Source organism: Pseudomonas sp. GW822-FHT02D10 (genome assembly GCF_058802345.1).
In genome coordinates, this window is the sequence record NZ_JBXAOB010000004.1 from 262,435 (window position 1) to 287,906 (window position 25,472).

The window sequence follows — 25,472 nt, forward strand, 5'->3', positions numbered from 1 at the left end:
ATGGTATTGCGTCGACTGGCTCCCACACAGGTGACCGAGTATGGATGATCACGGACGTAGCCCCTCCAACCAGCCAATCCTTTATGTACTCGATACCAACGTATTGATCCACGATCCAAACGCGCTCCTGAACTTCGAAGAACACCACGTTGCCATCCCGATGACCGTCCTTGAAGAGCTGGACAAGCTCAAGAGCGGCCCTCACAGTGTTGCGGCCGAATGCCGTCAGGCTATTCGCCTGATCGACAAGACGCTGGGCGACGCCTCTCCCGAAGACGTTGAACTGGGTGTACCGATCCAGCGCGGAAAAAGCGGGCCCAAGGGTTTGCTGTCGATTCTGATGAGCAAGCGCACCGAGCCGAACATCATTCTGCCCGAGCACCTGAACGACAACATCATCATCAACCAGTTGATCGACCTGCACGCGCGTGACAAGGATCTGCGTGTGGTGCTGGTGACCAAAGACATCAACATGCGCCTCAAGGCCCGGGCTTGCGGGATCGCGGCCGAGGACTACAGCACCGACCAGTTAGTTGATGACGTGTCGTTGCTGCCCAATGGTTATCACAACATGACCGGCTCGTTCTGGGACCGTGTCAGCAAGGTCGAAACCCGTCAGGACCATGGCCGCACCTGGCACCAGGTGCAGTTGATCGACAACCTGCCGGCTGTACATATCAACGAGTTCATCATCGACGAACAGGGCTTTGTTGGCTGGATCAAGGAGATCCACGTCGACAAACTGTTGATCCTCGACCTGCATCAGGAACCCCTGTTGCACCAGGAAGCCTGGGGCCTGAAACCACGCGACATCTATCAGAGCCTGGCGCTGTACGCCTTGCTCGACCCGGACATCCACCTGGTCAATCTGTCGGGTGCTGCGGGCTCGGGTAAAACCATTCTGGCACTGGCGGCGGCGATCGAGCAGACCATGGTCAGCAAGCGCTACCGACGCATTATCGCGACCCGTAGCGTGCAGGGGCTGGACCAGGAAATCGGTTTCCTGCCGGGCACCGAAGCAGAAAAAATGGAGCCTTGGCTGGGCGCCATTACCGACAACCTCGAAGCCTTGCACATGGATGACGAAAGCACCCATGGCAGCGTCGACTACATCCTCAGCAAAGTGCCGTTGCAGTTCAAATCCCTCAACTACATCCGGGGCCGCAGCTTCCAGCAAAGCCTGATCCTGATCGACGAATGCCAGAACCTCACCCCGCACCAGATGAAAACCATCATCACCCGTGCCGGCGCCGGTTCCAAAGTGGTGTGCCTGGGCAACCTGGCGCAGATCGACACCCCTTATCTGTCCGCGACCAGCTCCGGGCTGACTTACCTGACTGAACGCTTCAAGGATTTCCCCAACGGTGTGCACATCACCCTGCAAGGGGTGCCGCGTTCGATTCTGGCCGAATACGCCGAATCGCATTTGTAAATGTCTCACCGGAACCGGGCGGCCATCAGGTCGCCCGGTTTTTTGTGCTCGACGACATGCCCACGTAGGAGCTGCCGAAGGCTGCGATCTTTTGATCTTCAGCAATCTTGCAGACGCTAAAAGATCGCAGCCTTCGGCAGCTCCTACGCGGGGTCGGTGGTGAGTCGACAATCAAACTCGCGAAAAATTGACCCACGGGTTTACAATCGCTGCTCCTGATCAGGAGTAAGGCTGTGCTGACTCATCTCGATTCCCAAGGTCGCGCCAATATGGTCGACGTCACCGAAAAAGCCGTGACGTTCCGTGAAGCCACGGCCGAAGCGCTTGTGCGTATGCTCCCTGAAACCCTGCAGATGATTGTCAGCGGTGGTCACCCCAAAGGTGATGTGTTCGCCGTGGCACGCATTGCCGGCATTCAGGCAGCGAAGAAAACCTCCGATTTGATCCCGCTCTGCCATCCGTTGATGCTTACCAGCGTCAAGGTCGAGCTCAGTGCCGAAGGCCTCGATGCGGTGCGCATCGTCGCCCGCTGCAAACTGTCCGGGCAGACCGGGGTTGAAATGGAAGCACTGACCGCGGCCAGTGTCGCCGCGCTGACGATCTACGACATGTGCAAGGCCGTGGACCGTGGCATGGTCATCGAAACCGTGCGCCTGCTGGAGAAGCTCGGCGGCAAGAGCGGGCACTATCAGGTGGCCGATCAATGAAGCTGACGGTGAAGTTTTTCGCCCGTTATCGCGAGGCGCTGGGCGTTGATTCGTTGAGTGTCGAAGGCGATTTCGCCACGGTCGACGATGTGCGTTTGCTGTTGGCGCAACGCGAGGGCGCCGAGGTGCTGAGCGAGCAGAACCTGATGTGCGCGCGCAATGAAGACTTGTGCCAGCTCGACGAACCGCTCGTCGATGGCGATGAAGTGGCGTTTTTCCCGACGGTGACCGGAGGCTGATCCATGGCGATTCGCGTGCAGTCCACGGCGTTCGATCCGGGTGCTGAAGTCAATGCGATGCACGCGGCGAATGTCGGCGTTGGCGCAGTGGTGAGTTTTGTCGGTTATGTCCGCGACTTCAACGATGGACTCGATGTGGCCGGGATGTTTCTTGAACACTACCCGGGCATGACCGAAAAGGCTCTCGGCAAAATCGTTATTGAGGCCGAACAGCGCTGGCCGCTGCTCAAGCTGGAAGTACTGCACCGCATCGGCGCTTTGGAGCCGGGCGAGCCGATTGTCTTCGTCGGCGCGGCGAGTGCCCATCGCCAGGCGGCATTCGACGCCTGCGCCTTTGTCATGGACTACCTGAAAACCCGTGCACCGTTCTGGAAAAAGGAAAACACCAGCGACGGCCCGCGTTGGGTGGAAGGGCGTGACAGTGATCACGCGGCGGCGGATCGCTGGGAGAAGTAATTCCTCTAGCGCCCTCGAGTACGTCATCGCGAGCAGGCTCGCTCCCACAGTTGATCTCCATCAGACACAGATTTTGTGTTCGATAAAGATCCCCTGTGGGAGCGAGCCTGCTCGCGATAGGGTCATCAACCACACCGAATTTCCCCCCAGATTCACCTCACCGACCAGAGGCTGAAAGAACTGCGCGCGCCTGATTGACGGATAATACATAAAAGTCCAGTATGGAATTATAAGTACAAAAAAGGCGTTTCCCGTTTCACTTTCTTCTGTCTTGCCAAACCAACAACAACCCGCGAGAAAACGAACATGAAGAAGCTCCCCCTGATCGGTGGTCTGGCCCTGAGCCTGTTGGCGTGCAGCAGCTTGTTTGCCGCCGAGAAAACCCTGCGCATCGGTATCGAAGCGGCTTATCCGCCGTTTGCCTCGAAGACTGCGGATGGAAAGATCACCGGTTTCGACTATGACATCGGCAACGCGTTGTGCGCACAGATGAAGGTCAAGTGCGAGTGGGTCGAGGGCGAGTTCGACGGTTTGATTCCTTCGCTCAAGGTGAAGAAAATCGACGCAGCGCTGTCGTCAATGACCATTAACGAAGATCGTAAAAAGTCGGTGGACTTCACCCATAAGTACTACTTCACCTCATCGCGTTTGGTGATGAAGGATGGCGCGGTGGTTGATGACCAGTACGCAAGCCTCAAGGGCAAGACCATTGGTGTGCAACGGGCAACCACCACGGACCGTTACGCCACGGAAGTCTTCGAGCCCAAGGGCATCAAGGTGGCGCGTTACGGCAACAATGAAGAGATCTACATGGACCTGGCCGCCGGGCGTCTGGATGGCATTTTCGCCGATACCATTCCGCTGAGTGATTTCCTGTCGATGCCTCGCGGCAAGGGCTACGCCTTTGTCGGGCCGGAGCTCAAGGATCCGAAATACGTGGGCGAGGGCGCCGGGATTGCGGTGCGCAAGGGTAACACCGAGTTGGTCGCCGAACTGAACAATGCCATCGATGGCATTCGCGCCAATGGCGAATACCAGAAGATTGAAGCCAAGTACTTCACGTCGGATATCTACGGCGATTGATCGATCACCATCGTCGGATCGCCGCCCGGAGCAAGCTCGCTCCCACAATGGACCTGTGTTCGCAGGACTAATGTGGGAGCGAGCTTGCTCGCGATGAGGCCCTATCAGCCAACACACCTCTCAGGTCAGGTATTAGCCTTTCAATTCTTTCAAATGCTTGTACACCGTCGCCCGTCCCATGTTCAGCACATTGGCCACATAGTTGGAGGCGCTTTTACCCTTGAAGGCCCCTTCGGCGTGTAACGCCAGCACCAGCTCGCGTTTGTGCTCGCGAGTCAGCATATTCAACCCCAATTGCCGCTCTCGCAGCCAGTTATGCAGGAAGGTGTTGATGCGCTCCTGCCAGTCGTCGCGAAACAGCGCGTCGGGTTGCGGGATCAGCTTGCTCGGTGAAAGAAACAGATCCAGCGCCGCCTTGGCGTTTTCAAACAGCGAAATATTCAGGTTGATGCACAGCACGGCAATCGGATGCCCTTCGCTGTCGCGCAGTACGCTGCTGAGACTGCGGATCTTTTGCCCATCCCAGTTGAGCTTTTCGTACGGGCCGATGTTCCGCTCGCTGACTTCTTCACTGAGCATGTCCTCCAACGCGGCATCGTCGCCCACTTCCCGTTTGGAAATGTTGTTGGCGATGTAGTCGATTTTTTGCGTGCGCAGGTCGTGCAGCACCACCTCGGCGTGGGGGAAAAACAGCGTGGCAATGGCGTCGGCGATCGCCCGGAAGTTATCCAGTGCAGGATCTTGAAGAGGTGGGGTCATCGGTGTTGCTCCAGGCAATCAGCGCCCCATAGAGAAAGGGGCGCTGGGAGTTTGCCGTAATCGAGGTCAGACGTCACCTCGGCGGCAGGTTCAGCCGAGGCGGGAAGGGGAGAGCATTGCGGCGCTGAGATCAAAGCGGCTGAGTTGTTCCGGCAAGGCTTCGCCGCGAACCAGCGCGGCACTGGCCTGGCCCATGGCGGGGGAGGTTTGAATACCGTAACCACCCTGCGCGGCCACCCAGAACAGCCCCGGCACCTGCGGGTCGAAGCCGCTGATCAGATCGCCGTCGCCGACAAAACTGCGCAAGCCAGCCCAGGTGCGGGTCGGTCGGCGGATGGTCAGGGTGGTGGCTTCTTCGATCTGGTAGATACCCATGGCAATGTCCAGCTCTTCGGGCTGCACGTCATGCGGTTCCACCGGGTCGGCGTTGGCTGGCGAACCCAGGAACATCCCCGCATCGGGCTTCATGTAGAACGATTCGTCGAGGCTGACCAGCATCGGCCAATCGTGGATGTCCATGCCTTCGGGACCGGCGAAGATGAAGGCTGCGCGACGTTTGGGGATTATCCCCAGAGGCTTGGCGCCGGCCATCTCACCGAGTTGGTCGGCCCAGGCACCGGCCGCATTGATGATGATCGGCGCGCTGAAGGTCTGCTCGGCGGTTTTCACTTGCCAGCGATTGTTCGCATCGCGCGTCAGATTCAGGACTTCGCTGTCAGTGTGCACTTCGCCCTGATTGCGGCGGATCCCGCGCAGGTAGCCTTGATGCAGGGCGTCAGTATCGATGTCCGTGGCGGTAGGGTCATAGATCGCGCCATGAACCTTCTCGCGACGCAGGATTGGAATCCGCGCACAGGCTTCGTCGGCGCTGAGCAGTTGCATTTGCGGCACGGTCGCCTTGGCGCTCAGGTATTGGTTGTTCAGCTCTTGCGGATTACCGGTGAAGTCGACGGTCATCTCACCGCGCGGGGTCAGCAGCGGGTGTTCGCAGAAACCGGCAGGCGGTGCGTCGAAGAAGTCCCGGCTGGCCTGGGTCAGTGCGCGTACTTGCGGCGTACCGTAAGCGGCGGTGTACAGCGCGGCCGAGCGCCCGGTGGAATGGTAGCCCGGGTGGGATTCGCGTTCGAGCACGATCACCCGAGCGTTTTGCGACAGCCAAAAACCGGTGGAAGCACCGGCGATACCACCGCCGATGATGATGAAGTCTGCCTGGGTCATGAGTATCTCCAGTGTGGGCGCAATGCTGGAATTGTAGAGAGCCCCTGTGGGAGCGAGCTTGCTCGCGATTGCATCACCGCTGTTTGCCTGACGGATTGCGGCGTCTGCATCGCGAGCAAGCTCGCTCCCACAGGGAAAGCGTTTCGTTTCAATTCTGGTGTTGCAACTGATAAAGGGCATTGGCCAGGGCGATGTCTTCCAGACCCAGGCCGATCGAGCGGAAGAACACATGGCGATCATAGCTCGGACGTGGCGTCTGCTCGCTCAACAGTTCGGCCAGGTCGCCAACGATCGCACTCTTGTCCCAGCCATGCTGTTCGCTGGCGATCAGCATTTCGCCGGCAGAACCTGGCGTGGTCAGGCGATAGTCGCAATAGACCTGCATTTCACTCAGCGTTGCAGGCGGCACCTCGTGGGCACGCACTGCGTTGGTGCTGATGGAGGTGATCAGCGTCGGTTTGCTCAAGGTCCGCGGGTCGATCACAGGTCCTGCAGACGAGGTGCACAGCATGATCACATCGGCGTCCTGGATCGCTGCTTCGCGGCTGTCTCGCACTTGCAGGCGCGAGTCGATGGCCGAGAGCTGTGCAAGCATCTCCGGATCCCGACTCGCCAGGCTCGGCGAGTAGAGGCTGATGCTGTGCCACTCCCGCACATTCTTCACGTAATGCAGATGAGCCTGGGCGACCGGGCCGCTGCCGATGATTGCCAGGCGCGAGGCTTGCGGCAGGGCAAGGGCATCAATGGCGACGGCAGTGGTCGCGGCGGTGCGGGCGGTGGTCAGTTCACCGGCATCGCAGAGCAGCAGCGGCTGGCCGGTTTGCATCGACATCAACAGCGTCCAGGCGGTCACCAGTGGACCTTCCTTGCGGACGATGTAGGGCGAGGTTTTCACTCCGTACACACCGTCTTCGGCCAACACCCCGAGGTAGTTGATGAAGTCACCGGCGCCTTGTGGAAACTCCACCCGTTGCTGAGCCGGCTGCACGGCCTGACCCGCGGCCAGGTCGCGGAACAGCTTGCGCAGGATCTTCGGCACGTCGACTTGATCAAGCAGTTCGCGGGCCTGGGGTTGGGCGATCACATAAGGTGTGCTGGACATGCGGATGCTCCGTGGATTCGCAAGTAAACTAATTTGTCCATTGTGGACTTATTGTTCTATTTGGCAATATCCAGGCGTAAAAAAAGCGCAGTCCGTTTCCGGCTGCGCTTTGGTGGTTGCGACGCGGGCTTAAGGGCGTTTGCGTTCAACCGCTCGTAGCAGATGGGTTGGCGGGGTTTCGCAACTGATCTTGCGACCCAGCAACGCCTCGATGGACGGTAGCTGGTAGGAGTCGTCTTCACCGGCGAAGCTGATGGACACGCCATCGGCGCCAGCACGACCGGTACGACCAATACGGTGGACGTAATCGTCCGGCACTTCCGGCAGGGTGAAGTTGATCACGTGGCTGATACCGTCGATGTGAATCCCGCGACCGGCGACATCGGTGGCCACCAGCACGCGGATCTTGCCTTCGCGGAAACCTTCCAGGGTCTTGATGCGCTTGTGCTGCGGAACGTCGCCCGACAGCTGGGCCGCGTTGACACCGTCACGTACCAGGCGTTCTTCGATGCGCCGCACTTCGTCCTTGCGGTTGGCGAAGACCATCACCCGTTCCCAACCGTTGTCGGTCACCAGGTTGTAGAGCAGCTTGTATTTATCGGCGCCGGCAACGGCGTAGATGTGCTGTTCGACGTTTTCGCTGGCCACGTTCGCGACTTCGATCTCTACGATCGACGGGTCGGTGGTCCATTGCTTGGCCAGGTTCATCACGTCTTCAGTGAAGGTGGCGGAGAACAGCAGGGTCTGACGTTCGCTTTTCGGTGGGGTCTGGCGAATGATCTGACGCACCTGTGGGATGAAACCCATGTCGAGCATCCGGTCGGCTTCGTCGAGCACCATCACTTCGACCATGTCCAGGTGCACATCGCCGCGCTGGTTGAAGTCCAGCAGACGGCCTGGGGTAGCCACAAGGATGTCGCAGTGGCGGGCTTCGAGGTGCTTGAGTTGCTTGTCGAAGTCCATGCCGCCAACGAAGGTCATGACGTTGAGGCCGGTGTACTTGGTCAGGTCTGCCGCGTCCTTGGCGATCTGCACCACCAGTTCACGGGTCGGTGCAATGATCAGCGCCCGTGGCTCGCCCATGTAGCGCTCTTTCGGCGGCGGGGTTTGCAGCAGCTGGGTGATGATCGAGATCAGGAACGCGGCGGTTTTACCAGTGCCGGTCTGGGCGCGACCGATGGCGTCTTTGCCGGCCAGGGTGAAACCCAATACCTGTGCCTGGATCGGCGTGCAGTACGGGAAACCCAGGTCCTGGATGGCATGCATCAGTTCCGGGGCCAGTTTGAAATCATGAAAGCGGGTTTTGCCTTCTTGGGGTTCGACGGCGAAATCTTCGAGTTTCCAGGCTTTGAGCGGCGGTTTCGGCGCGCGTTCGCGGCGTGGTTGCGCAGGTTTTGGCGTCTCGCTGCGCGGTTGCTGTGTAACAGGTTCGGCAACAGACTCGGTGGCCGGAGTGTTCGCGGGCGTATGTTTCGGTGCCGCGACTGCTGCGGTCTGGCCAGGCTGATGACCGTCGGTGCGGTTGCCGGGTGTGTGGGAAGGTGCGCTGGAGCTGGGCGCGAGCTGCTCAGCCTCGCTTTTACCGAACATTTTCTTGAGTGCTTTGAGCACGGTCATCTCATCAATTGGTTAAGGAATGTACGCCGGCCAGTGTAATGCAAGAAACGGGCGCGGCGTAGTGTGTTGCTCATACAGCTACAGGAAGTTTCTGTATTAGCGCAAGCGGTCCGCGAGCCAGACGCCAATATCGCGAATTTCTTCGGGTAACACTTCGTGGCCCATTGGGTATTCCTGCCATGTCACGGTGACACCACGGGTCTTCAAATGCTCGTACGCAGTGCGCCCCATGGAGTTCTGGACGACATCGTCGTATTGGCCATGCAGGCACAGCACTGGAATCCGCTGTTGGCTGGCTGAAAGTTCCAGTTCATCGCTGAACGTCGGTGCATAAGTGGAAAGGGCAAGTACGCCACCCAACGGTCCCTGCCATTTCAGGAAAGCGCTGTGCAGCACTACTGCGCCACCCTGGGAAAAACCTGCAAGGAAAATCCGCGAGGCGTCTATTCCGCTGGCTCGCTGCTCTTCAATCAGCGTTATGACGGTTTCGGCCGACACCTCCAGTTCTTCGTGACTGATGCTCCGGGCGGGGCTCATGGCCTTGATGTCGTACCAGCTCGGCATCTCGTAACCACCATTGATGGTCACTGCGCGGGTTGGCGCCTGGGGCAGGACGAAGCGGGTGGTCAACAGGCTTTCCTGCAGGGCTTCGGCCACCGGCAGGAAGTCGTAGCGGTCGGCGCCCAGGCCGTGCAGCCAGATCACGCAGGCGTCCACAGGCTTGCTGGGTTGAAGAATAAGGGGCTGGGTCATGTTTGCTCCAAATGTGTGCGTTCGCTCCCTTTGAGTGCGAGCTCAAGGTGCACGATGGGTCGATCAGTTAAGAAGATGTCGCAAGGTTGAAAGTTTTGCTATTGACCTGCCGCTGAATCGCTTTAGCGGCCGGTGTGGTACGGGCCTTGCTATGAGAAAACCTGTGCAAGTAATCCTGCGCCTGGCGGTAACACTATCAGTGTACTGCTGGCTGTGGGATAGCAAAGAATCCGGTGATGGATGTTCGCCAGTGGCCGCTACGGGCTTCGCGAACGTGAAAGGGCTACAGTCCGTTCGGCCGATTGGTGAGAAGTGAGTTATCCATGAGTGGATTTTCTCCTACTAGACTCATAGCTTAGGTCTTACGCCGCTTGACCCTAAAAAAAGCCAACACGGGTCAACAGCGCCTCATAAGGGTGCGGCAGGACTCAAGCTCCGACACAACAAGAGCAAAACTGGAGGTTTGAATGAAGATGTTGAAATCCACCCTGGCAGTCGTGACTGCGGCCGCAGTTCTCGGTGTCAGTGGGTTCGCTCAGGCGGGTGCAACCCTGGATGCCGTGCAGAAGAAAGGCTTCGTGCAGTGCGGCGTGAGCGACGGTTTGCCGGGTTTCTCGGTTCCGGACTCTACCGGCAAGATCGTCGGTATCGATGCTGACTACTGCCGCGCTGTGGCCGCTGCTGTATTCGGCGATGCGACCAAGGTCAAGTTCAGCCAGTTGAACGCCAAGGAGCGCTTCACTGCTCTTCAATCCGGCGAAATCGACATGCTGTCGCGTAACTCCACCATGACCAGTTCCCGTGACGCGGGCATGGGCCTGAAGTTTCCTGGCTTCATCACCTATTACGACGGCGTAGGCTTCCTGGCCAACAGCAAGCTGGGCGTGAAGAGTGCCAAGGAACTGGATGGCGCGACCATCTGTATTCAAGCCGGTACCACCACCGAGCTGAACGTGTCCGACTACTTCCGCGCCAACAACCTGAAGTACACCCCGATTACCTTCGACACCTCCGATGAAAGTGCCAAGTCGCTGGAATCCGGTCGTTGCGACGTGCTGACCTCCGACAAGTCCCAGCTGTATGCACAGCGCAGCAAGCTGGCCTCGCCTAAAGATTACGTGGTTCTGCCGGAAACCATTTCCAAAGAGCCTCTGGGGCCGGTCGTGCGTAACGGTGACGATGAGTGGCTGGCGATCGTTCGTTGGGTTGGCTACGCGATGCTCAACGCCGAAGAGGCCGGTGTCACGTCGAAAAACGTCGAGGCTGAAGCCAAGTCGACCAAGAACCCGGACGTCGCCCGTCTGCTGGGCACTGACGGTGAGTACGGTAAAGATCTGAAGCTGCCGAAAGACTGGGTGGTGAAAATCGTCAAGCAAGTCGGTAACTACGGCGAAGTTTTCGAGAAAAACCTCGGCAAGAGCACCCCGCTGGAAATCGACCGTGGCCTGAACGCCCTGTGGACCAACGGCGGCATTCAATACGCACCACCAGTGCGCTGATGGTTCTATCACCCGGTGGGCCAACCACCGGGTGATGTTCTGTTCCATTATTTCTGGGGCACTTCATGCAAAATTCAATCGGCGCACCAAAGCAGAGGCTCAGCCTCAGCGATCCGCGAGTGCGTGCGTGGCTGTTTCAGATCATCACGATTGTCGCGGTGATCTCGATGGGTTGGTACCTGTTCAACAACACTCAAACCAACCTGCAACACCGGGGCATTACTTCCGGTTTCAGCTTTCTGGAGCGCAGCGCCGGGTTCGGCATCGCGCAACACCTGATCGACTACACCGAATCGGACAGCTATGCCCGGGTGTTTGTCATCGGCTTGCTCAACACCCTGCTGGTGACCGTTATCGGTGTGATCCTGGCGACGATTCTGGGGTTTATCGTTGGCGTGGCACGGCTGTCGAAGAACTGGATCATCAACAAGCTGGCGACGGTTTACGTTGAGACTTTCCGTAACATTCCACCGCTGCTGCAAATCCTGTTCTGGTACTTCGCGGTGTTCCTGACCATGCCAGGGCCGCGCAACAGCCATAATTTCGCCGACACCTTCTTTGTCAGCAGCCGTGGCCTGAACATGCCGGCCGCTCAGATGGCCGAAGGGTTCTGGGCGTTTGTGATCAGCGTCGTGGTGGCTATCGTCGCCATCGTGCTGATGTGCCGTTGGGCCAACAAGCGTTTCGAAGCGACCGGCGTACCGTTCCACAAGTTCTGGACCGGCCTGGCGATGTTTCTGGTGATTCCAGCTTTGTGCGCACTGATCTTCGGTGCGCCACTGCATTGGGAAATGCCGAAGCTGCAAGGCTTCAACTTCGTCGGTGGCTGGGTACTGATCCCGGAACTGCTGGCCCTGACTCTGGCCCTGACGGTGTACACCGCGGCGTTCATCGCCGAGATCGTGCGTTCCGGGATCAACTCGGTGAGCCACGGTCAGACCGAAGCGGCGCGTTCATTGGGTCTGCGCAACGGTCCAACCCTGCGCAAGGTCATCATCCCGCAAGCCCTGCGGGTGATCATCCCGCCACTGACCAGCCAATACCTGAACCTGGCGAAGAACTCCTCGCTGGCGGCCGGTATCGGTTACCCGGAAATGGTTTCGTTGTTTGCCGGCACGGTGCTGAACCAGACCGGGCAAGCCATCGAAGTTATTGCTATCACCATGAGCGTGTACCTGGCGATCAGTATCAGCATTTCCCTGCTGATGAACTGGTACAACAAGCGCATTGCGCTGATCGAGCGGTGAGGAAACGCGCATGACGACTCATATTTTCAAACCTGACCTGCCACCACCGGGCATTCGCATCGGTGTCGTGGCGTGGATGCGAGAGCACATGTTCTCCAGTTGGATCAACACGCTGCTCACGCTGTTCGCGTTCTACCTGATTTACCTGGTGGTGCCGCCGATCCTGCACTGGGCGATTCTTGATGCCAACTGGGTGGGCACCACGCGCGCCGATTGCACCAAGGAAGGCGCTTGCTGGGTGTTCATTCAGCAGCGTTTCGGCCAGTTCATGTACGGCTACTACCCACCTGAACTGCGCTGGCGCGTCGACCTGAGCGTGTTTCTGGCAGTGATCGGAATCGCACCGCTGTTCATTTCGCGTTTTCAGCGTAAAGCGGTCTACGGCCTGAGTTTTCTGGTGCTCTATCCGATCGTTACCTACATCCTGCTGCACGGTGACATGCTTGGCTTGACCAACGTTGCGACCAGTCAATGGGGCGGTCTGATGCTGACCCTGGTGATCGCCACCGTCGGTATCGTCGGTGCGTTGCCGCTGGGGATCATGCTGGCACTGGGCCGTCGCTCGAACATGCCGGCGATTCGCGTGGTCTGTGTGACCTTCATCGAGTTCTGGCGCGGTGTGCCGTTGATCACGGTGCTGTTCATGTCGTCGGTGATGCTGCCGTTGTTCCTGCCTGAAGGCATGAACTTCGACAAGCTGCTGCGGGCCTTGATCGGGGTGATCCTGTTCCAGTCGGCCTACGTGGCCGAAGTGGTGCGCGGTGGTCTGCAAGCGATTCCCAAAGGTCAGTACGAAGCCGCCGCAGCGATGGGCCTCGGTTACTGGCGCAGCATGGGCCTGGTGATACTGCCGCAAGCCCTGAAACTGGTGATTCCGGGCATCGTCAACACCTTCATTGCGCTGTTCAAGGACACGAGCCTGGTGATCATCATCGGTCTGTTCGACCTGCTCAACAGTGTCAAGCAAGCCGCCGCCGACCCGAAATGGCTGGGCATGGCCACCGAAGGTTATGTGTTCGCGGCCCTGGTGTTCTGGATTTTCTGTTTTGGTATGTCCCGCTATTCCATGCATTTGGAACGTAAGCTGGACACAGGCCACAAGCGTTAGGAGCGTAGTTTATGAGTGAAGCGATCAAACAGCCTGTGAGCCCTGAAGGCATTATTCAGATGCAGGGCGTGAACAAGTGGTACGGCCAGTTCCACGTGCTGAAAGACATCAACCTGAACGTCAAGCAGGGCGAGCGTATCGTTCTGTGCGGGCCGTCGGGTTCCGGCAAGTCGACCACCATTCGTTGCCTCAACCGTCTGGAAGAGCACCAGCAGGGCCGCATCGTGGTCGATGGCGTGGAGCTGACCAACGACCTGAAACAGATCGAAGCGATTCGTCGCGAAGTCGGCATGGTGTTCCAGCACTTCAACCTGTTCCCGCACCTGACCATCCTGCAGAACTGCACGCTGGCACCGATGTGGGTCCGCAAGATGCCCAAGCGCAAGGCTGAAGAAATTGCCATGCATTACCTGGAGCGCGTACGCATTCCAGAGCAGGCGCACAAATTTCCGGGGCAACTGTCCGGCGGCCAGCAACAGCGTGTGGCGATTGCCCGTGCGCTGTGCATGAAACCGAAAATCATGTTGTTCGACGAACCGACCTCGGCACTCGATCCAGAGATGGTGAAAGAGGTTCTGGACACCATGATCGGTCTGGCCGAAGACGGCATGACCATGCTCTGCGTCACCCACGAAATGGGCTTCGCCCGGACCGTGGCGAACCGCGTGATCTTCATGGACAAGGGCGAAATCGTCGAACAGGCTGCGCCAAACGACTTCTTCGACAACCCGCAGAACGAACGCACCAAACTGTTCCTGAGCCAGATTCTGCATTGATCCAGGCTTGGTAGTGAAATAAACCCGGACAATGTTCCGGGTTTATTTTTGTCTGATGTTCGGGATCAGGATGCCAGCACCGTTTCCTCTTCCGGAAAGCGTGTGGCCAGCAGCCGCTTCAAGTCAGTACCTTCGTTCATCGCTTGTATTTCAGCCAGAAGGTGAGGATGACGATCCAGCAGACGCATCAGCGTGAACAAAGCTTGAGGAGGTTGAATTTCGCCGCGCTCGTATCGCGAAAATGCATTGTGCCCGGCGCCGGAAAGTAGTTTTACGGCTTCCTTCTGCGTGAGGTGCAGTTTACGGCGGATGCGTTTCATCTCGGTGCCCATGATCTGAAAGCAATCTTCGAGCAATTTATCGCCTGCGTCGGAGTAGCGCTCGGCGCTGTCGGTGTCATTGTCAAAAATGATTTCACCGCAGTTTCTGCACTCCCAGCCGGCAATGTCGTGCACCCATCGTGAGACGTTCTTATAGTCGACACTGAGACTGCGACCTTGGAAGTGTTGCATTGCGTCTTGAGCGCCGCAGCTCATGCATTGTCGCGTATTCATAAGTTCTTCTCCTTGAAAGAGATCACCGGAGGCCCGCCGTTGGGGCAGTAGGTCACTTTGATGTAAAGCTCCAGGTCATGAAATGTTGTGTGGTAAACGTCCTGCCAGTTTCGGTGGTCGGTGTAGCAAGTCATCGATTTGTAAAGCATCCGCGGTTCCAGTGAGCAAATGGCGAATTCCATATCTCGCAGGTTCCATCCCATTCTCTTCCCGGACCTCAATGCAGTTTGAGTAAAAGCTTTGGCTCCTTGTCTCCTGACCTCAGCCTTGATGACCGACAAGTCGAAGTGAGGTGTATTCTTTTCCATAAGAAACCACGAACCCTGTCCCTAAAATTACCCTTACAGGGTAATTTTGACTAATCGAAAATACCGCTCCTTTTCCAGATTTATAACCCTAGCCCGTTGTCCTCTCGGACGAAGCTGACTAACATGTCAGAAAATTCATCCTATGATTGGATGAAAGGGCGAATTCCATGACAGACACATCCCCATTGGTTAAACGTTCTCTGGTCGATCAGGCCCTTGAACAGTTGCGCCTGCGCATCAACAACGGCATCTGGACCGTCGGCCAACGCCTGCCCACAGAGCCTGAACTGGCGACCGAGCTAGGTATCAGCCGCAATACCGTGCGCGAGGCCATGCGGGTGTTGGCGTTTTCCGGGCTGATCGAGATTCGTCAGGGTGACGGCAGTTACCTTCGGGCGGTGGTCGATCCGCTGGACACGATGAAAGCCTTGTCGCGTTGCTCCCACGAGCAGGCCCGGGAAACCCGGCACATCCTCGAGGTCGAGGCCATTGGCCTGGCGGCATTACGCCGTACCGATGAAGACCTGATCGCACTGCGTGAGGCCTTGGGTGTCAGCGGCAGTCACTACCACGGTGACCTCGACAGCTACATCGTCTGCGACCTGGTGTTCCACCGTCGTTTGGTCGATGCCGCGCACAACCCCACCCTCAGCGAGCTGTATCGCTATTTTTCCAGCATCATCGGCGCGCAACTGCGCCAGACCCTCAACATTACCCCTAGACGCCAAGAGGTGTTCGATCTGCATATCGAACTGCTCGATGCCGTCGAGCAGCGCGACCCGGAGCGGGCCAAAGCCATTTCCCGGCAGTTGATCAATGAACCTTGAATCCGAGAACCTCATGTCCAGCCAGCAGGCGAGTCCCAGCAACACGACCCAACCCAAACGCACGGCAGAGCTCGAAGAGTTGCTGATCGATGCCGAGGCCGATGACGAGCAGGTCCAGCAAAGCCATCCGGTTTTACGTCGCCCGTGGTTGTTGTTGCTGGGGCTGATTCTGGTGGCGCTGAACCTGCGCCCGGCGCTGTCGAGCATGGCGCCAATGCTGAGTGAGGTCTCGATGAACCTCGGTTTGTCGGCTGCCCAGGCCGGTTTGCTGACCACCTTGCCGGTGCTCTGCCTGGGGCTGTTCGCCCCGCTGGCGCCGCTGCTGGCACGGCGTTTTGGCGCCGAGCGAGTGGTGCTGGGGATTTTGCTGACGCTGGCTGGCGGGATCATTCTGCGCAGTTCGTTCGGTGAGATCGGACTGTTTGCCGGCAGCATTCTGGCCGGCGCAAGCATTGGTGTGATCGGCGTGTTGCTGCCGGGCATCGTCAAACGTGACTTTGCCCAGCACGCGGGCACCATGACCGGCGTTTACACAATGGCCCTGTGCCTGGGCGCGGCCATGGCGGCCGGTGCGACAGTGCCCTTGAGTCAGCATTTCGACGAAAGTTGGGCGCTCGGTCTGGGCTTCTGGGTAATTCCTGCGCTGGTCGCAGTGATCTTCTGGTTGCCGCAAGTCGGTCAGAAACACGGCGCGCACAACGTGGCGTATCGGGTACGCGGTCTGCTGCGTGATCCGCTGGCCTGGCAAGTGACTCTTTATATGGGCCTGCAATCCTCGCTGGCCTACATCGTCTTCGGCTGGTTGCCGTCGATTCTGATCGGCCGTGGCCTGACTCCAACCCAGGCCGGGCTGGTGCTGTCGGGTTCGGTGATTATCCAGTTGGCCAGTTCGCTGGCGGCGCCATGGCTGGCGACTCGTGGCAAGGATCAGCGGCTGGCGATCGTCATCGTCATGCTGCTGACCCTTGGCGGTCTGTTCGGCTGCCTCTATGCGCCGATCGAAGGTCTGTGGGGCTGGGCGATCCTGCTTGGCTTGGGGCAGGGCGGTACGTTCAGCCTGGCGCTGACCCTGATCGTGCTGCGTTCGCGCGATGCCCATGTGGCGGCCAACCTGTCGAGCATGGCCCAGGGGTTCGGTTATACGTTGGCCTCCATGGGCCCGTTCGCAGTCGGTCTGGTGCATGACTGGACTGGCGGCTGGACTGCGCTGGGCTGGATCTTCGGGGTTATTGGCCTCGGCGCAATCATCGCCGGTCTCGGTGCCGGGCGTTCGCTGTACGTACAGGTCGAAAGCGAACGCGTCTAAAGCGGGCGTACTACCGGTATTCCTGTGGCGAATGCCGGTAGTTTTCCCGACGTTTGCAGACTATCGTGCAGGCATCTTTCGAAGCTACTTTGCAAACCCAGGGAGCCTGTCCATGAGTGATGCCAACAGCGCATTGATCACTGAGTTTTATCAAGCTTTCCAGCGGCTGGATGCCGAGGCCATGAGCGCCTGCTACACCGAGGACGTAGTGTTCAGTGATCCGGCGTTTGGTGAACTGCATGGGCGCGATGCCGGCGACATGTGGCGCATGCTCACCACTCACGCCAAAGACTTTTCCCTGACGTTCGATAATGTCCGCGCCGACGAGCGTACGGGCGGCGCCCATTGGGTGGCGACTTACCTGTTCAGCCAGACCGGCAACACGGTGGTCAACAATATCCAGGCGCGTTTTGTTTTCCGTGACGGCAAGATCTGCGAGCACCATGACCATTTCGATCTGTGGCGCTGGTCGCGTCAGGCGTTGGGTTTCAAAGGTCTGTTGCTGGGGTGGACGCCGTTGGTGAGCAATGCCGTTCGCGTACAGGCCTTGAAGGGGCTGAAGGCATTTCAGGCCAGTCGCTGATAAGATCGCGGCTTGTTTCCTACAAGCCTTGATCGTCACGTGAACACCCTGAGCGAAGTCTCCGTCAGCGACCCTGCAACCCCACCCGCGCAGAGCAAACCCTGGTTTGTCTATCTGGTTCGCGCGGCCAACGGTTCGCTGTACTGCGGGATCAGCGATGATCCCGTCCGACGTTTTGCCACTCACCAGAGCGGCAAGGGTGCGCGGTTTTTCCTCTCCAGCCCCGCTGTTGCGCTGGTCTACACCGAAGCCTGCCGTGATAAGAGCGAAGCGTTGCGCCAGGAGCGTCTGATCAAAAAACTCAAGAAAAGCGCCAAGGAATGTCTGGTGGCGAGCGCTGCTGCGGGCTTATCAATGTGACTGATAAGTGCCCATCAGGCAGATGGGTAGGCCGTTAATCGATTGCGCGCTAAGCTGCTGACTTCTAACACCAGCAGCGGGTTCCAGCATGTCAGAGTTGATTCTCCACCATTACCCGACTTCCCCTTTCGCAGAAAAGACCCGGCTGTTACTCGGTTTCAAAGGCTTGTCCTGGCGTTCGGTGAAGATTTCACCAGTGATGCCGAAACCTGATCTGACCGCGCTGACCGGCGGCTACCGCAAGACCCCGGTGTTGCAGATTGGCGCCGATATCTACTGCGACACGGCGTTGATCGCCCGGCGCCTGGAGCAGGAAAAGGCTTCGCCTGCGCTATTCCCGGAAGGTCAGGAGATGGTCAGTGCGACCTTCGCCGCCTGGGCCGACTCGGTAGTATTTCAGCACGCGGTGAGCCTGGTGTTCCAGCCTGAATCGGTGGCGGCGCGTTTTGCCAAGTTGTCTCCAGAAGCGATCAAGGCTTTTGTTGCTGACCGTGCCGACTTGTTCAGCGGTGGCAGCGCCACGCGATTGTCGGCCGAGCAGGCCAAGCATCAGTGGCCGACGATCATGGCGCGGCTTGAGCAGCAATTAGAACGCGAGGACGGTGACTACCTGTTTGGTGAGCCTTCGATTGCCGATTTCGCCATGGCCCACCCGTTGTGGTTCCTCAAGGGCACACCGGTGACTGCGCCGTTGGTCGATGTTTATCCGGCGGTGTCAGCCTGGTTGTCGCGAGTTATGGGTTTCGGGCATGGCGCGTTCAGCGAAATGACCTCTGAAGAAGCTCTGGAGGTTGCGCGTCATTCAACGCCTGCGGCCTTGCCGGACGAGCAGTTCAACGAGCCAAACGGCTTCAAGGCGGGACAGCACGTGGTAATTGCCGCCGTTGACTATGGCGTTGATCCGGTTGCGGGCGAGTTGCTGTTTGCCGGCAGCGAAGAGCTGATCCTGCGCCGCGAAGATGAGCGTGGCGGGCTGGTGCATGTGCACTTCCCGCGATTTGGTTTTCGCATCGAAAAACATTGACGTACAAATGTGGGAGCGAGCTTGCTCGCGATGGCGGCGGCACATTCAACATTAATTTGACTGACACACCGCTATCGCGAGCAAGCTCGCTCCCACAGTAGTTATTTCAGTGCGGCGAGAATCTCGTCTGGCTCATAACCGCGAATCAACGTGCCGTTCACATCCAGCATCGGAATGCCGCGTCCGCCCAACGCTTCATAGGCCTTGCGCGCCTCGGCATTTTTCTCGATGTCGAACTCGCGGTACGGAATGCCTTTCTGGTCGAGAAAGCGCCGGATCAGCTTGCAGTAACCGCACCAGTCGGTGGCGTAGAGCACGACCCTGGCGTTGGCCTGGGTCTGCTCGGACACCACTTGCGACGGGTTGAACACCCGCTCGATCTTGCCCCAGTTCTGGTAGACCACAACCACCAGCAGGATCAGCAGGAATTTCTTCAGTACGCCGCCCAGCATCAGTTGCGGCGCTTCAGCTGATCGGTCAGTTGGGTCGGCAGGCCCTTGATGATCAGTGTCCCGGCTTCTTCGTCGTATTCGATCTTCGAGCCCAGCAGGTGCGCTTCGAAGCTGATGGACAGGCCTTCGGCGCGGCCGGTGAAGCGGCGGAACTGGTTCAGGGTGCGTTTGTCCGCCGGGATCTCTGGCGACAGGCCGTAGTCTTTGTTGCGGATGTGATCGTAGAAGGCCTTCGGGCGTTCTTCGTCGATCAGCTCCGACAACTCTTCGAGGCCCATCGGTTCTCCGAGTTTGGCCTGGCTGCTGGCGTAGTCGACCAGGGTCTTGGTCTTCTCGCGGGCGGAATCTTCCGGCAGGTCTTCGCTTTCGACGAAATCACTGAACGCCTTGAGCAGGGTGCGGGTTTCGCCCGGGCCGTCGACACCTTCCTGGCAGCCGATGAAGTCGCGGAAATACTCCGAAACCTTTTTACCGTTCTTGCCCTTGATGAACGAAATGTACTGCCTGGACTGTTTGTTGTTTTGCCACTCGGAAACGTTGATCCGCGCCGCCAGGTGCAACTGGCCAAGATCCAGGTGCCGGGACGGTGTCACGTCGAGCTGATCGGTCACCGCCACGCCTTCGCTGTGGTGCAGCAGGGCGATGGCCAGGTAGTCCGTCATGCCTTGCTGATAGTGCGCGAACAGCACGTGGCCGCCGGTCGACAGGTTGGACTCTTCCATCAGCTTTTGCAGGTGTTCCACTGCAATGCGGCTGAACGCTGTGAAGTCCTTGCCGTCGTCGAGGTATTCCTTCAGCCAGCCGCTGAACGGATGCGCGCCGGACTCGGCATGGAAGAACCCCCAGGCCTTGCCCTGTTTGGCGTTATAGCTCTCGTTGAGGTCGGCGAGCATGTTCTCGATGGCCGTGGACTCTGCCAGTTCGGAGTCGCGGGCGTGAAGAACTGCAGGTGTGCCGTCGGGTTTTTTGTCGATCAGGTGGACGATGCAATGACGGATCGGCATGGGCTTCTCGGCTGATTGAAGGGAGGAGGGCGTGCTCCCCGAAAAAGTGCCCAGTGTACCGCACCTGCTGGTTTTGGCGGTGCTTGAAGGGTGTTCGAGGCGTGTCAGACCGGGCTTATGCGCTTTTTTCCGGATTTAGAGCAATAAAGCTGACCAAATGGGTAGGTAGAGGCGGATATTTCCCCGTCTCTGTGCTAGTTTTGCCCCGTCTTACGCGAAGTCACTGCGTTAAGCGTGCATTCAGCATTTGTCAGGTCGAACCAAACCCTGATTTCGGCATCTATAACCCCGACCTGTCGGTGTTGTAGCCGAGGGTGCCAGATCCAGAAGATCGGGCTCGATGGCTGACACTGCACTCTGCAAACCATATGAATTTGATAGGGAAGGAACACTAAATGGCTCTTACTAAAGACCAACTGATCGCCGATATCGCTGAAGCTATCGACGCGCCAAAAACCACCGCGCGTAACGCTCTGGACCAATTGGGCCAAATCGTTGCTGATCAACTGGAAAACGGCGGCGAAATCACTCTGCCAGGTATCGGTAAGCTGAAAGTGACCGAGCGTCCTGCCCGTACCGGCCGCAACCCTTCGACTGGCGCTGCCATCGAAATCGCTGCCAAGAAAGTTATCAAGCTGGTCGTGGCTAAAGGCCTGACTGACGCTGTTAACAAGTAAGACGCGTAAAAAAACCGTGCACCGGAGCAATCCGGGCACGGTTTTTTTGTGTCTGCGATTCAGCCCCTCAAACACCTCCAAACCAATGTGGGAGCGAGCAAGGCCGCTCCCACAGTTGATCTGCGACGGTCAGTTACTCAGGCTTTGCGAACCCAGCGTTCGCGCCAGACCTGCTGCTCGGATTTAGTCTGGAAGGTCCAGGCGACGAAGCGGCTTTGCTTCTGCCCCTGAGACATTTCCACGACCTGGCTTTCCAGTACGCCGGCCTTTTTCAGCGCTGTCTGGATGGCAGGCAGGTTCGAAGCTTTCGAGACCAGGGTGCTGAACCAAAGCACTTTGTGTTGAAAATGCGCGCTCTCGGCGATCAGTTGTGTCACAAACCGTGCTTCGCCGCCTTCACACCACAGTTCTGCCGACTGGCCGCCAAAGTTCAGTACCGGCAGTTTGCGTTTTGGGTCGGCGCGACCCAGTGCACGCCATTTACGCTCGCTGCCCTTGGTAGCCTCGTCCATCGAGGCGTGGAACGGCGGGTTGCACATGGTCAGGTCAAAGCGTTCGCCCGGTTCGAGCAGGCCCAGCAGAATGTGCTTGGGATTGCTTTGCTGGCGCAACTGAATGGCTTTGTTCAGCCCGTTGGACTGCACGATGGCTTTGGCGGCAGCCACCGCCGTCGGGTCGATTTCCGAGCCGAGGAAGTGCCAGCGGTAGTCGCTATAGCCGATCAACGGATAGACGCAGTTGGCACCCATGCCGATATCGAGCACCTTGACCGGCGCGCCCCGGGGGATTTCGCCGTCGTTGACGCTGGCCAGCAGGTCGGCCAGGAAGTGCACGTAGTCGGCGCGCCCTGGCACCGGTGGGCAGAGGTAGTCGGCCGGGATGTCCCAATGAGCGATGCCGTAGAACGACTTCAGCAACGCCCGGTTGAACACCCGCACCGCGTCCGGGCTGGCGAAGTCGATGCTCTCTTTACCATACGGATTGATGATCACGAACTTCGCCAGTTCAGGCGTGGTCTTGATCAGCGTCGGGAAGTCGTAACGGCCCTGGTGGCGGTTGCGCGGGTGCAGGCTGGCCTTCTCGCGCGGCTCGACGGCTTTGGCCGGGGTCGTGGGTTTTGGCTTTTGGCGCGCAGGTTTTGGTGTGCGGGGGGCGTTCATGGGCGAGGTCGATTCGGGTATGGCTAAAAGTGGCGGGTATTGTCCCACATCCAGCTCTTGTGAACTCAATTGTGACGACGACCACAATCTACTGTGGGAGCGAGCTTGCTCCGGGCGGCGTTCCGACGATGAGGCCATCACATTCAACATTGATATTGGATGATAGATCGCTATCGTCGGAACGCCGCCCGGAGCAAGCTCGCTCCCACAGGGATTGTTGGTGTTTTGGGGAATGCGGCAAGCATAAAAAAGGGAGACCCCATGGGTCTCCCTTTTCAGTGCGATGTGCCGTTACAAACTGGCAATCCGCGCATGCTGCTCAGCCAATCTGCCCAGAGCCTGTTCGGCTTCGGCCAGTTTGGCACGTTCTTTCTCGATGACGTCGGCCGGGGCCTTGTCAACGAAGCCGGCGTTGGACAGCTTGCCGCCGACACGCTGCACTTCGCCTTGCAGGCGCTGGATTTCCTTGTCCAGGCGCGCCAGTTCGGCGTCTTTGTCGATCAGGCCGGCCATCGGCACCAGCACTTCCATCTCGCCGACCAGAGCGGTGGCGGACAGTGGTGCTTCTTCGCCGGCGGCCAATACGGTGATCGATTCGAGCTTGGCCAGCTTCTTCAGCAGGACTTCGTTCTCGGTGAGGCGACGCTGGTCTTCGGCGCTGACGTTCTTCAGGAACAGCGGCAGGGGCTTGCCCGGGCCGATGTTCATCTCGCCACGAATGTTACGCGTGCCGAGCATCAGACCCTTGAGCCATTCGATGTCGTCTTCGGCGGCCTGGTCGATGCGTGCTTCATTGGCCACTGGCCAAGGTTGCAGCATGATCGTCTTGCCTTCGATACCGGCCAGCGGCGCAATGCGCTGCCAGATTTCTTCGGTGATGAACGGCATGAAGGGGTGAGCCAGACGCAGGGCGACTTCCAGCACGCGAACCAGCGTGCGACGGGTGCCGCGTTGACGCTCTACGGCTGCGTTTTCGTCCCACAGCACAGGCTTGGAGAGTTCCAGGTACCAGTCGCAATACTGGTTCCAGATGAACTCGTACAAGGCTTGTGCCGCCAGGTCGAAACGGAACTGGTCGAGTTGGCGGGTCACTTCGGTTTCGGTGCGTTGCAGCTGCGAAATGATCCAGCGATCCGCCAGGGATAGTTCGTAGGCTTCGCCGTTCTGGCCGCAGTCTTCGCCCTTGTCCAGCACGTAGCGCGCCGCGTTCCAGATCTTGTTGCAGAAGTTGCGATAGCCTTCGACGCGACCCATGTCGAACTTGATGTCACGGCCGGTCGAGGCCAGCGAGCAGAACGTGAAGCGCAAGGCGTCGGTGCCATAGCTGGCGATGCCGTCGGCGAACTCGTCGCGGGTCTGCTTCTCGATCTTCTTCGCCAGTTTTGGCTGCATCATGCCCGAAGTGCGTTTTTCCACCAGCGCTTCAAGCTCGATACCGTCGATGATGTCCAGCGGGTCCAGGACGTTGCCCTTGGACTTGGACATTTTCTGGCCCAGGCCATCACGCACCAGACCGTGCACATACACGGTCTTGAATGGAACCTGCGGCGTGCCGTCTTCGTTTTTCACCAAATGCATGGTGAGCATGATCATCCGGGCAACCCAGAAGAAAATGATGTCGAAGCCGGTCACCAGCACGTCGGTGGAGTGGAATTTCTTCAGGAATTCAGTCTGCTGCGGCCAGCCGAGGGTGGAGAAGGTCCACAGGCCCGAGCTGAACCAGGTGTCGAGTACGTCGTTGTCCTGTTGCAGCGCAACGTCCGGGCCGAGGTTGTGCTTGGCACGCACTTCGGCTTCGTCGCGACCGACGTAGACCTTGCCCGACTCGTCGTACCAGGCCGGAATCCGGTGGCCCCACCACAGCTGACGGCTGATGCACCAGTCCTGGATGTCGCGCATCCACGAGAAGTACATGTTTTCGTACTGCTTGGGCACGAACGCGATACGGCCGTCTTCAACGGCAGCAATCGCAGGCTCGGCCAGCGGTTTAGTCGAAACGTACCACTGGTCGGTCAGCCACGGCTCGATGATGGTGCCGGAGCGGTCGCCTTTCGGTACTTTCAGGGCGTGATCGTCGACGCTGACCAGCAGGCCTGCTGCTTCGAACGCGGCAACGATTTCCTTACGAGCCTGGAAACGGTTGAGGCCGGCGTATTCGGCGGGCAGGGTGCCGTCGATCTCTTCGTTGACGCTGCCATCGAGGTTGAATACCTGGGCGGCTGCCAGCACTTCGGCGTTCTTGTCGAAGATGTTCAGCAGCGGCAGGTTGTGGCGCTTGCCGACTTCGTAGTCGTTGAAATCGTGGGCCGGGGTGATTTTCACGCAGCCGGTGCCGAATTCAGGGTCGCAGTAATCGTCAGCGATGATCGGGATGCGGCGGCCAACCAGTGGCAGCTCGACAAATTTGCCGATCAGGGCTTTGTAGCGTTCATCGTTCGGGTTAACGGCGACGGCGGCGTCGCCGAGCATGGTTTCCGGACGGGTGGTCGCGACGATCAGGTAATCGTTGCCTTCAGCGGTCTTGGCGCCGTCGGCCAGCGGGTACTTCAGGTTCCACAGGAAGCCTTTCTCGTCGTGGTTTTCCACTTCGAGGTCGGAAATCGCCGTGTGCAGCTTGGTGTCCCAGTTGACCAGACGCTTGCCGCGGTAGATCAAACCGTCTTCGTGCAGGCGCACGAAGGCTTCCTTGACCGCTTCCGAGAGACCGTCGTCCATGGTGAAGCGCTCGCGGCTCCAGTCGACGGACGAGCCGAGGCGGCGGATCTGACGGCTGATGTTGCCGCCGGACTCATCCTTCCACTCCCAGACTTTCTCGAGGAATTTTTCGCGGCCCAGATCGTGGCGGCTCTGGCCCTTGGCTTCGAGCTGACGTTCCACCAGCATTTGCGTGGCGATACCAGCGTGGTCGGTGCCCGGCTGCCACAGGGTGTTGCGACCCTGCATGCGGCGGAAGCGGATCAAGGCGTCCATGATCGCGTTATTGAAGCCATGGCCCATGTGCAGGCTGCCAGTGACGTTCGGCGGCGGGATCATGATGGTGTAGGAATCGCCCGCGCCTTGCGGGGCGAAATAATTCTCGGACTCCCAGGTGTTGTACCAGGAAGTTTCAATGGCGTGCGGCTGGTAGGTCTTATCCATGCGCGGCGGGACCCTATTGGCATTTATTCAGGAAAAGCCGGCAAGTATAGCGGGGCATGGGGCGAAGGGCGAGCAGGGGCGGA

At 58.7% G+C, this 25,472-nt stretch carries 26 protein-coding genes; 15 read left to right on the plus strand and 11 right to left on the minus strand.

Annotated features, from left to right (window positions below; genetic code table 11):
* Positions 1–40 precede the first annotated feature (40 nt).
* From AC1RPZ_RS09070 to AC1RPZ_RS09090, 5 genes are all read left to right on the plus strand, one after another.
* The gene (locus AC1RPZ_RS09070; RefSeq protein ID WP_493136719.1) at positions 41–1,432 is read left to right on the plus strand and encodes a PhoH family protein; all 1,392 of its coding nucleotides are present in this window, start codon (positions 41–43) and stop codon (positions 1,430–1,432) included.
* Positions 1,433–1,665: 233 nt separating this feature from the next.
* On the plus strand, positions 1,666–2,139 hold the full coding sequence (gene moaC, locus AC1RPZ_RS09075; protein WP_054593900.1) for a cyclic pyranopterin monophosphate synthase MoaC: 474 nt from the start codon (positions 1,666–1,668) through the stop codon (positions 2,137–2,139).
* Entirely contained in the window at positions 2,136–2,378 is a 243-nt protein-coding gene (locus AC1RPZ_RS09080) for a MoaD/ThiS family protein (RefSeq protein WP_123428752.1), read from the plus strand. Before moaC ends, AC1RPZ_RS09080 begins: the two co-directional genes overlap by 4 nt.
* Before the next feature lie 3 nt (positions 2,379–2,381).
* Positions 2,382–2,834, plus strand: coding sequence for a molybdopterin synthase catalytic subunit MoaE (gene moaE, locus AC1RPZ_RS09085; protein WP_493136720.1), 453 nt, complete (start codon positions 2,382–2,384; stop codon positions 2,832–2,834).
* 306 nt (positions 2,835–3,140) lie between these two features.
* Positions 3,141–3,917 (plus strand): ABC transporter substrate-binding protein, encoded by a 777-nt coding sequence (locus AC1RPZ_RS09090; RefSeq protein ID WP_493136721.1) that lies wholly within the window; start codon positions 3,141–3,143, stop codon positions 3,915–3,917.
* A gap of 132 nt (positions 3,918–4,049) precedes the next feature.
* On the opposite strand, the gene AC1RPZ_RS09095 is transcribed toward AC1RPZ_RS09090, so the two are convergent.
* From AC1RPZ_RS09095 to AC1RPZ_RS09115, 5 genes are all read right to left on the minus strand, one after another.
* Complete coding sequence (locus tag AC1RPZ_RS09095) at positions 4,050–4,676, minus strand: helix-turn-helix transcriptional regulator (RefSeq protein ID WP_493136722.1); 627 nt, start codon at positions 4,674–4,676, stop codon at positions 4,050–4,052.
* A 90-nt stretch (positions 4,677–4,766) separates the two neighbouring features.
* Positions 4,767–5,894 (minus strand): NAD(P)/FAD-dependent oxidoreductase, encoded by a 1,128-nt coding sequence (locus AC1RPZ_RS09100; protein ID WP_493136723.1) that lies wholly within the window; start codon positions 5,892–5,894, stop codon positions 4,767–4,769.
* A gap of 148 nt (positions 5,895–6,042) precedes the next feature.
* The gene (locus tag AC1RPZ_RS09105; protein ID WP_493136724.1) at positions 6,043–6,996 is read right to left on the minus strand and encodes an ornithine cyclodeaminase family protein; all 954 of its coding nucleotides are present in this window, start codon (positions 6,994–6,996) and stop codon (positions 6,043–6,045) included.
* A gap of 129 nt (positions 6,997–7,125) precedes the next feature.
* Positions 7,126–8,613: an ATP-dependent RNA helicase RhlB gene (rhlB, locus tag AC1RPZ_RS09110; RefSeq protein WP_493136725.1), complete on the minus strand. Its 1,488-nt coding sequence runs from the start codon at positions 8,611–8,613 to the stop codon at positions 7,126–7,128.
* A 96-nt stretch (positions 8,614–8,709) separates the two neighbouring features.
* A complete protein-coding gene (locus tag AC1RPZ_RS09115) occupies positions 8,710–9,366 on the minus strand; it encodes an alpha/beta hydrolase (RefSeq protein ID WP_493136726.1) in 657 nt (218 codons plus the stop codon).
* A 467-nt stretch (positions 9,367–9,833) separates the two neighbouring features.
* Between AC1RPZ_RS09115 and AC1RPZ_RS09120 the strand changes: the two genes are divergently transcribed.
* The 4 genes from AC1RPZ_RS09120 (at position 9,834) to AC1RPZ_RS09135 (ending at position 13,996) form a co-directional block, all read left to right on the plus strand.
* Positions 9,834–10,865, plus strand: a complete 1,032-nt coding sequence (locus AC1RPZ_RS09120) for an amino acid ABC transporter substrate-binding protein (RefSeq protein WP_493136727.1) — start codon at positions 9,834–9,836, stop codon at positions 10,863–10,865.
* Between the two features lie 65 nt (positions 10,866–10,930).
* On the plus strand, positions 10,931–12,112 hold the full coding sequence (locus AC1RPZ_RS09125; RefSeq protein ID WP_493136728.1) for an amino acid ABC transporter permease: 1,182 nt from the start codon (positions 10,931–10,933) through the stop codon (positions 12,110–12,112).
* Between the two features lie 10 nt (positions 12,113–12,122).
* Positions 12,123–13,220, plus strand: a complete 1,098-nt coding sequence (locus tag AC1RPZ_RS09130; RefSeq protein WP_493136729.1) for an amino acid ABC transporter permease — start codon at positions 12,123–12,125, stop codon at positions 13,218–13,220.
* Positions 13,221–13,231: 11 nt separating this feature from the next.
* Positions 13,232–13,996: an amino acid ABC transporter ATP-binding protein gene (locus AC1RPZ_RS09135; RefSeq protein ID WP_010444394.1), complete on the plus strand. Its 765-nt coding sequence runs from the start codon at positions 13,232–13,234 to the stop codon at positions 13,994–13,996.
* Positions 13,997–14,061: 65 nt separating this feature from the next.
* Here AC1RPZ_RS09135 and AC1RPZ_RS09140 read toward each other — a convergent pair whose 3' ends face one another.
* Together AC1RPZ_RS09140 and AC1RPZ_RS09145 are read right to left on the minus strand one after the other, a co-directional pair.
* Complete coding sequence (locus tag AC1RPZ_RS09140; RefSeq protein WP_493136730.1) at positions 14,062–14,550, minus strand: type II toxin-antitoxin system MqsA family antitoxin; 489 nt, start codon at positions 14,548–14,550, stop codon at positions 14,062–14,064.
* The gene (locus AC1RPZ_RS09145) at positions 14,547–14,858 is read right to left on the minus strand and encodes a type II toxin-antitoxin system MqsR family toxin (protein ID WP_493136731.1); all 312 of its coding nucleotides are present in this window, start codon (positions 14,856–14,858) and stop codon (positions 14,547–14,549) included. Before AC1RPZ_RS09145 ends, AC1RPZ_RS09140 begins: the two co-directional genes overlap by 4 nt.
* A gap of 167 nt (positions 14,859–15,025) precedes the next feature.
* On the opposite strand from AC1RPZ_RS09145, the gene AC1RPZ_RS09150 reads away from it, so the two are divergent.
* The 5 genes from AC1RPZ_RS09150 to AC1RPZ_RS09170 all read left to right on the plus strand — a co-directional run bounded on the left by AC1RPZ_RS09150 (position 15,026) and on the right by AC1RPZ_RS09170 (position 18,958).
* The gene (locus AC1RPZ_RS09150; protein WP_493136732.1) at positions 15,026–15,685 is read left to right on the plus strand and encodes a FadR/GntR family transcriptional regulator; all 660 of its coding nucleotides are present in this window, start codon (positions 15,026–15,028) and stop codon (positions 15,683–15,685) included.
* Positions 15,675–16,991, plus strand: a complete 1,317-nt coding sequence (locus AC1RPZ_RS09155) for a CynX/NimT family MFS transporter (RefSeq protein ID WP_493136733.1) — start codon at positions 15,675–15,677, stop codon at positions 16,989–16,991. The genes AC1RPZ_RS09150 and AC1RPZ_RS09155 overlap by 11 nt, the downstream gene beginning before the upstream one ends.
* A gap of 112 nt (positions 16,992–17,103) precedes the next feature.
* Positions 17,104–17,574: a nuclear transport factor 2 family protein gene (locus AC1RPZ_RS09160; RefSeq protein ID WP_493136734.1), complete on the plus strand. Its 471-nt coding sequence runs from the start codon at positions 17,104–17,106 to the stop codon at positions 17,572–17,574.
* Between the two features lie 39 nt (positions 17,575–17,613).
* The gene (locus AC1RPZ_RS09165; protein WP_493136735.1) at positions 17,614–17,934 is read left to right on the plus strand and encodes a GIY-YIG nuclease family protein; all 321 of its coding nucleotides are present in this window, start codon (positions 17,614–17,616) and stop codon (positions 17,932–17,934) included.
* An 88-nt stretch (positions 17,935–18,022) separates the two neighbouring features.
* Positions 18,023–18,958, plus strand: coding sequence for a glutathione S-transferase family protein (locus AC1RPZ_RS09170; protein WP_493136736.1), 936 nt, complete (start codon positions 18,023–18,025; stop codon positions 18,956–18,958).
* A gap of 101 nt (positions 18,959–19,059) precedes the next feature.
* Here the strand turns inward: AC1RPZ_RS09170 and AC1RPZ_RS09175 are convergent, their stop codons facing one another.
* Together AC1RPZ_RS09175 and yejK are read right to left on the minus strand one after the other, a co-directional pair.
* Positions 19,060–19,410 carry a glutaredoxin family protein gene (locus tag AC1RPZ_RS09175; protein WP_493136737.1) on the minus strand — a complete coding sequence of 117 codons (351 nt, stop codon included), beginning with the start codon at positions 19,408–19,410 and terminating at the stop codon, positions 19,060–19,062.
* A complete protein-coding gene (yejK, locus tag AC1RPZ_RS09180) occupies positions 19,410–20,414 on the minus strand; it encodes a nucleoid-associated protein YejK (RefSeq protein WP_493136738.1) in 1,005 nt (334 codons plus the stop codon). Before yejK ends, AC1RPZ_RS09175 begins: the two co-directional genes overlap by 1 nt.
* A gap of 395 nt (positions 20,415–20,809) precedes the next feature.
* Between yejK and AC1RPZ_RS09185 the strand changes: the two genes are divergently transcribed.
* Positions 20,810–21,091 (plus strand): HU family DNA-binding protein, encoded by a 282-nt coding sequence (locus tag AC1RPZ_RS09185; RefSeq protein WP_007905514.1) that lies wholly within the window; start codon positions 20,810–20,812, stop codon positions 21,089–21,091.
* Between the two features lie 137 nt (positions 21,092–21,228).
* Here the strand turns inward: AC1RPZ_RS09185 and rlmF are convergent, their stop codons facing one another.
* Both rlmF and AC1RPZ_RS09195 read right to left on the minus strand, forming a co-directional pair.
* Entirely contained in the window at positions 21,229–22,251 is a 1,023-nt protein-coding gene (gene rlmF / locus AC1RPZ_RS09190; RefSeq protein ID WP_493136739.1) for a 23S rRNA (adenine(1618)-N(6))-methyltransferase RlmF, read from the minus strand.
* 291 nt (positions 22,252–22,542) lie between these two features.
* A complete protein-coding gene (locus AC1RPZ_RS09195; protein WP_493136740.1) occupies positions 22,543–25,389 on the minus strand; it encodes a valine--tRNA ligase in 2,847 nt (948 codons plus the stop codon).
* Positions 25,390–25,472 lie beyond the last annotated feature (83 nt).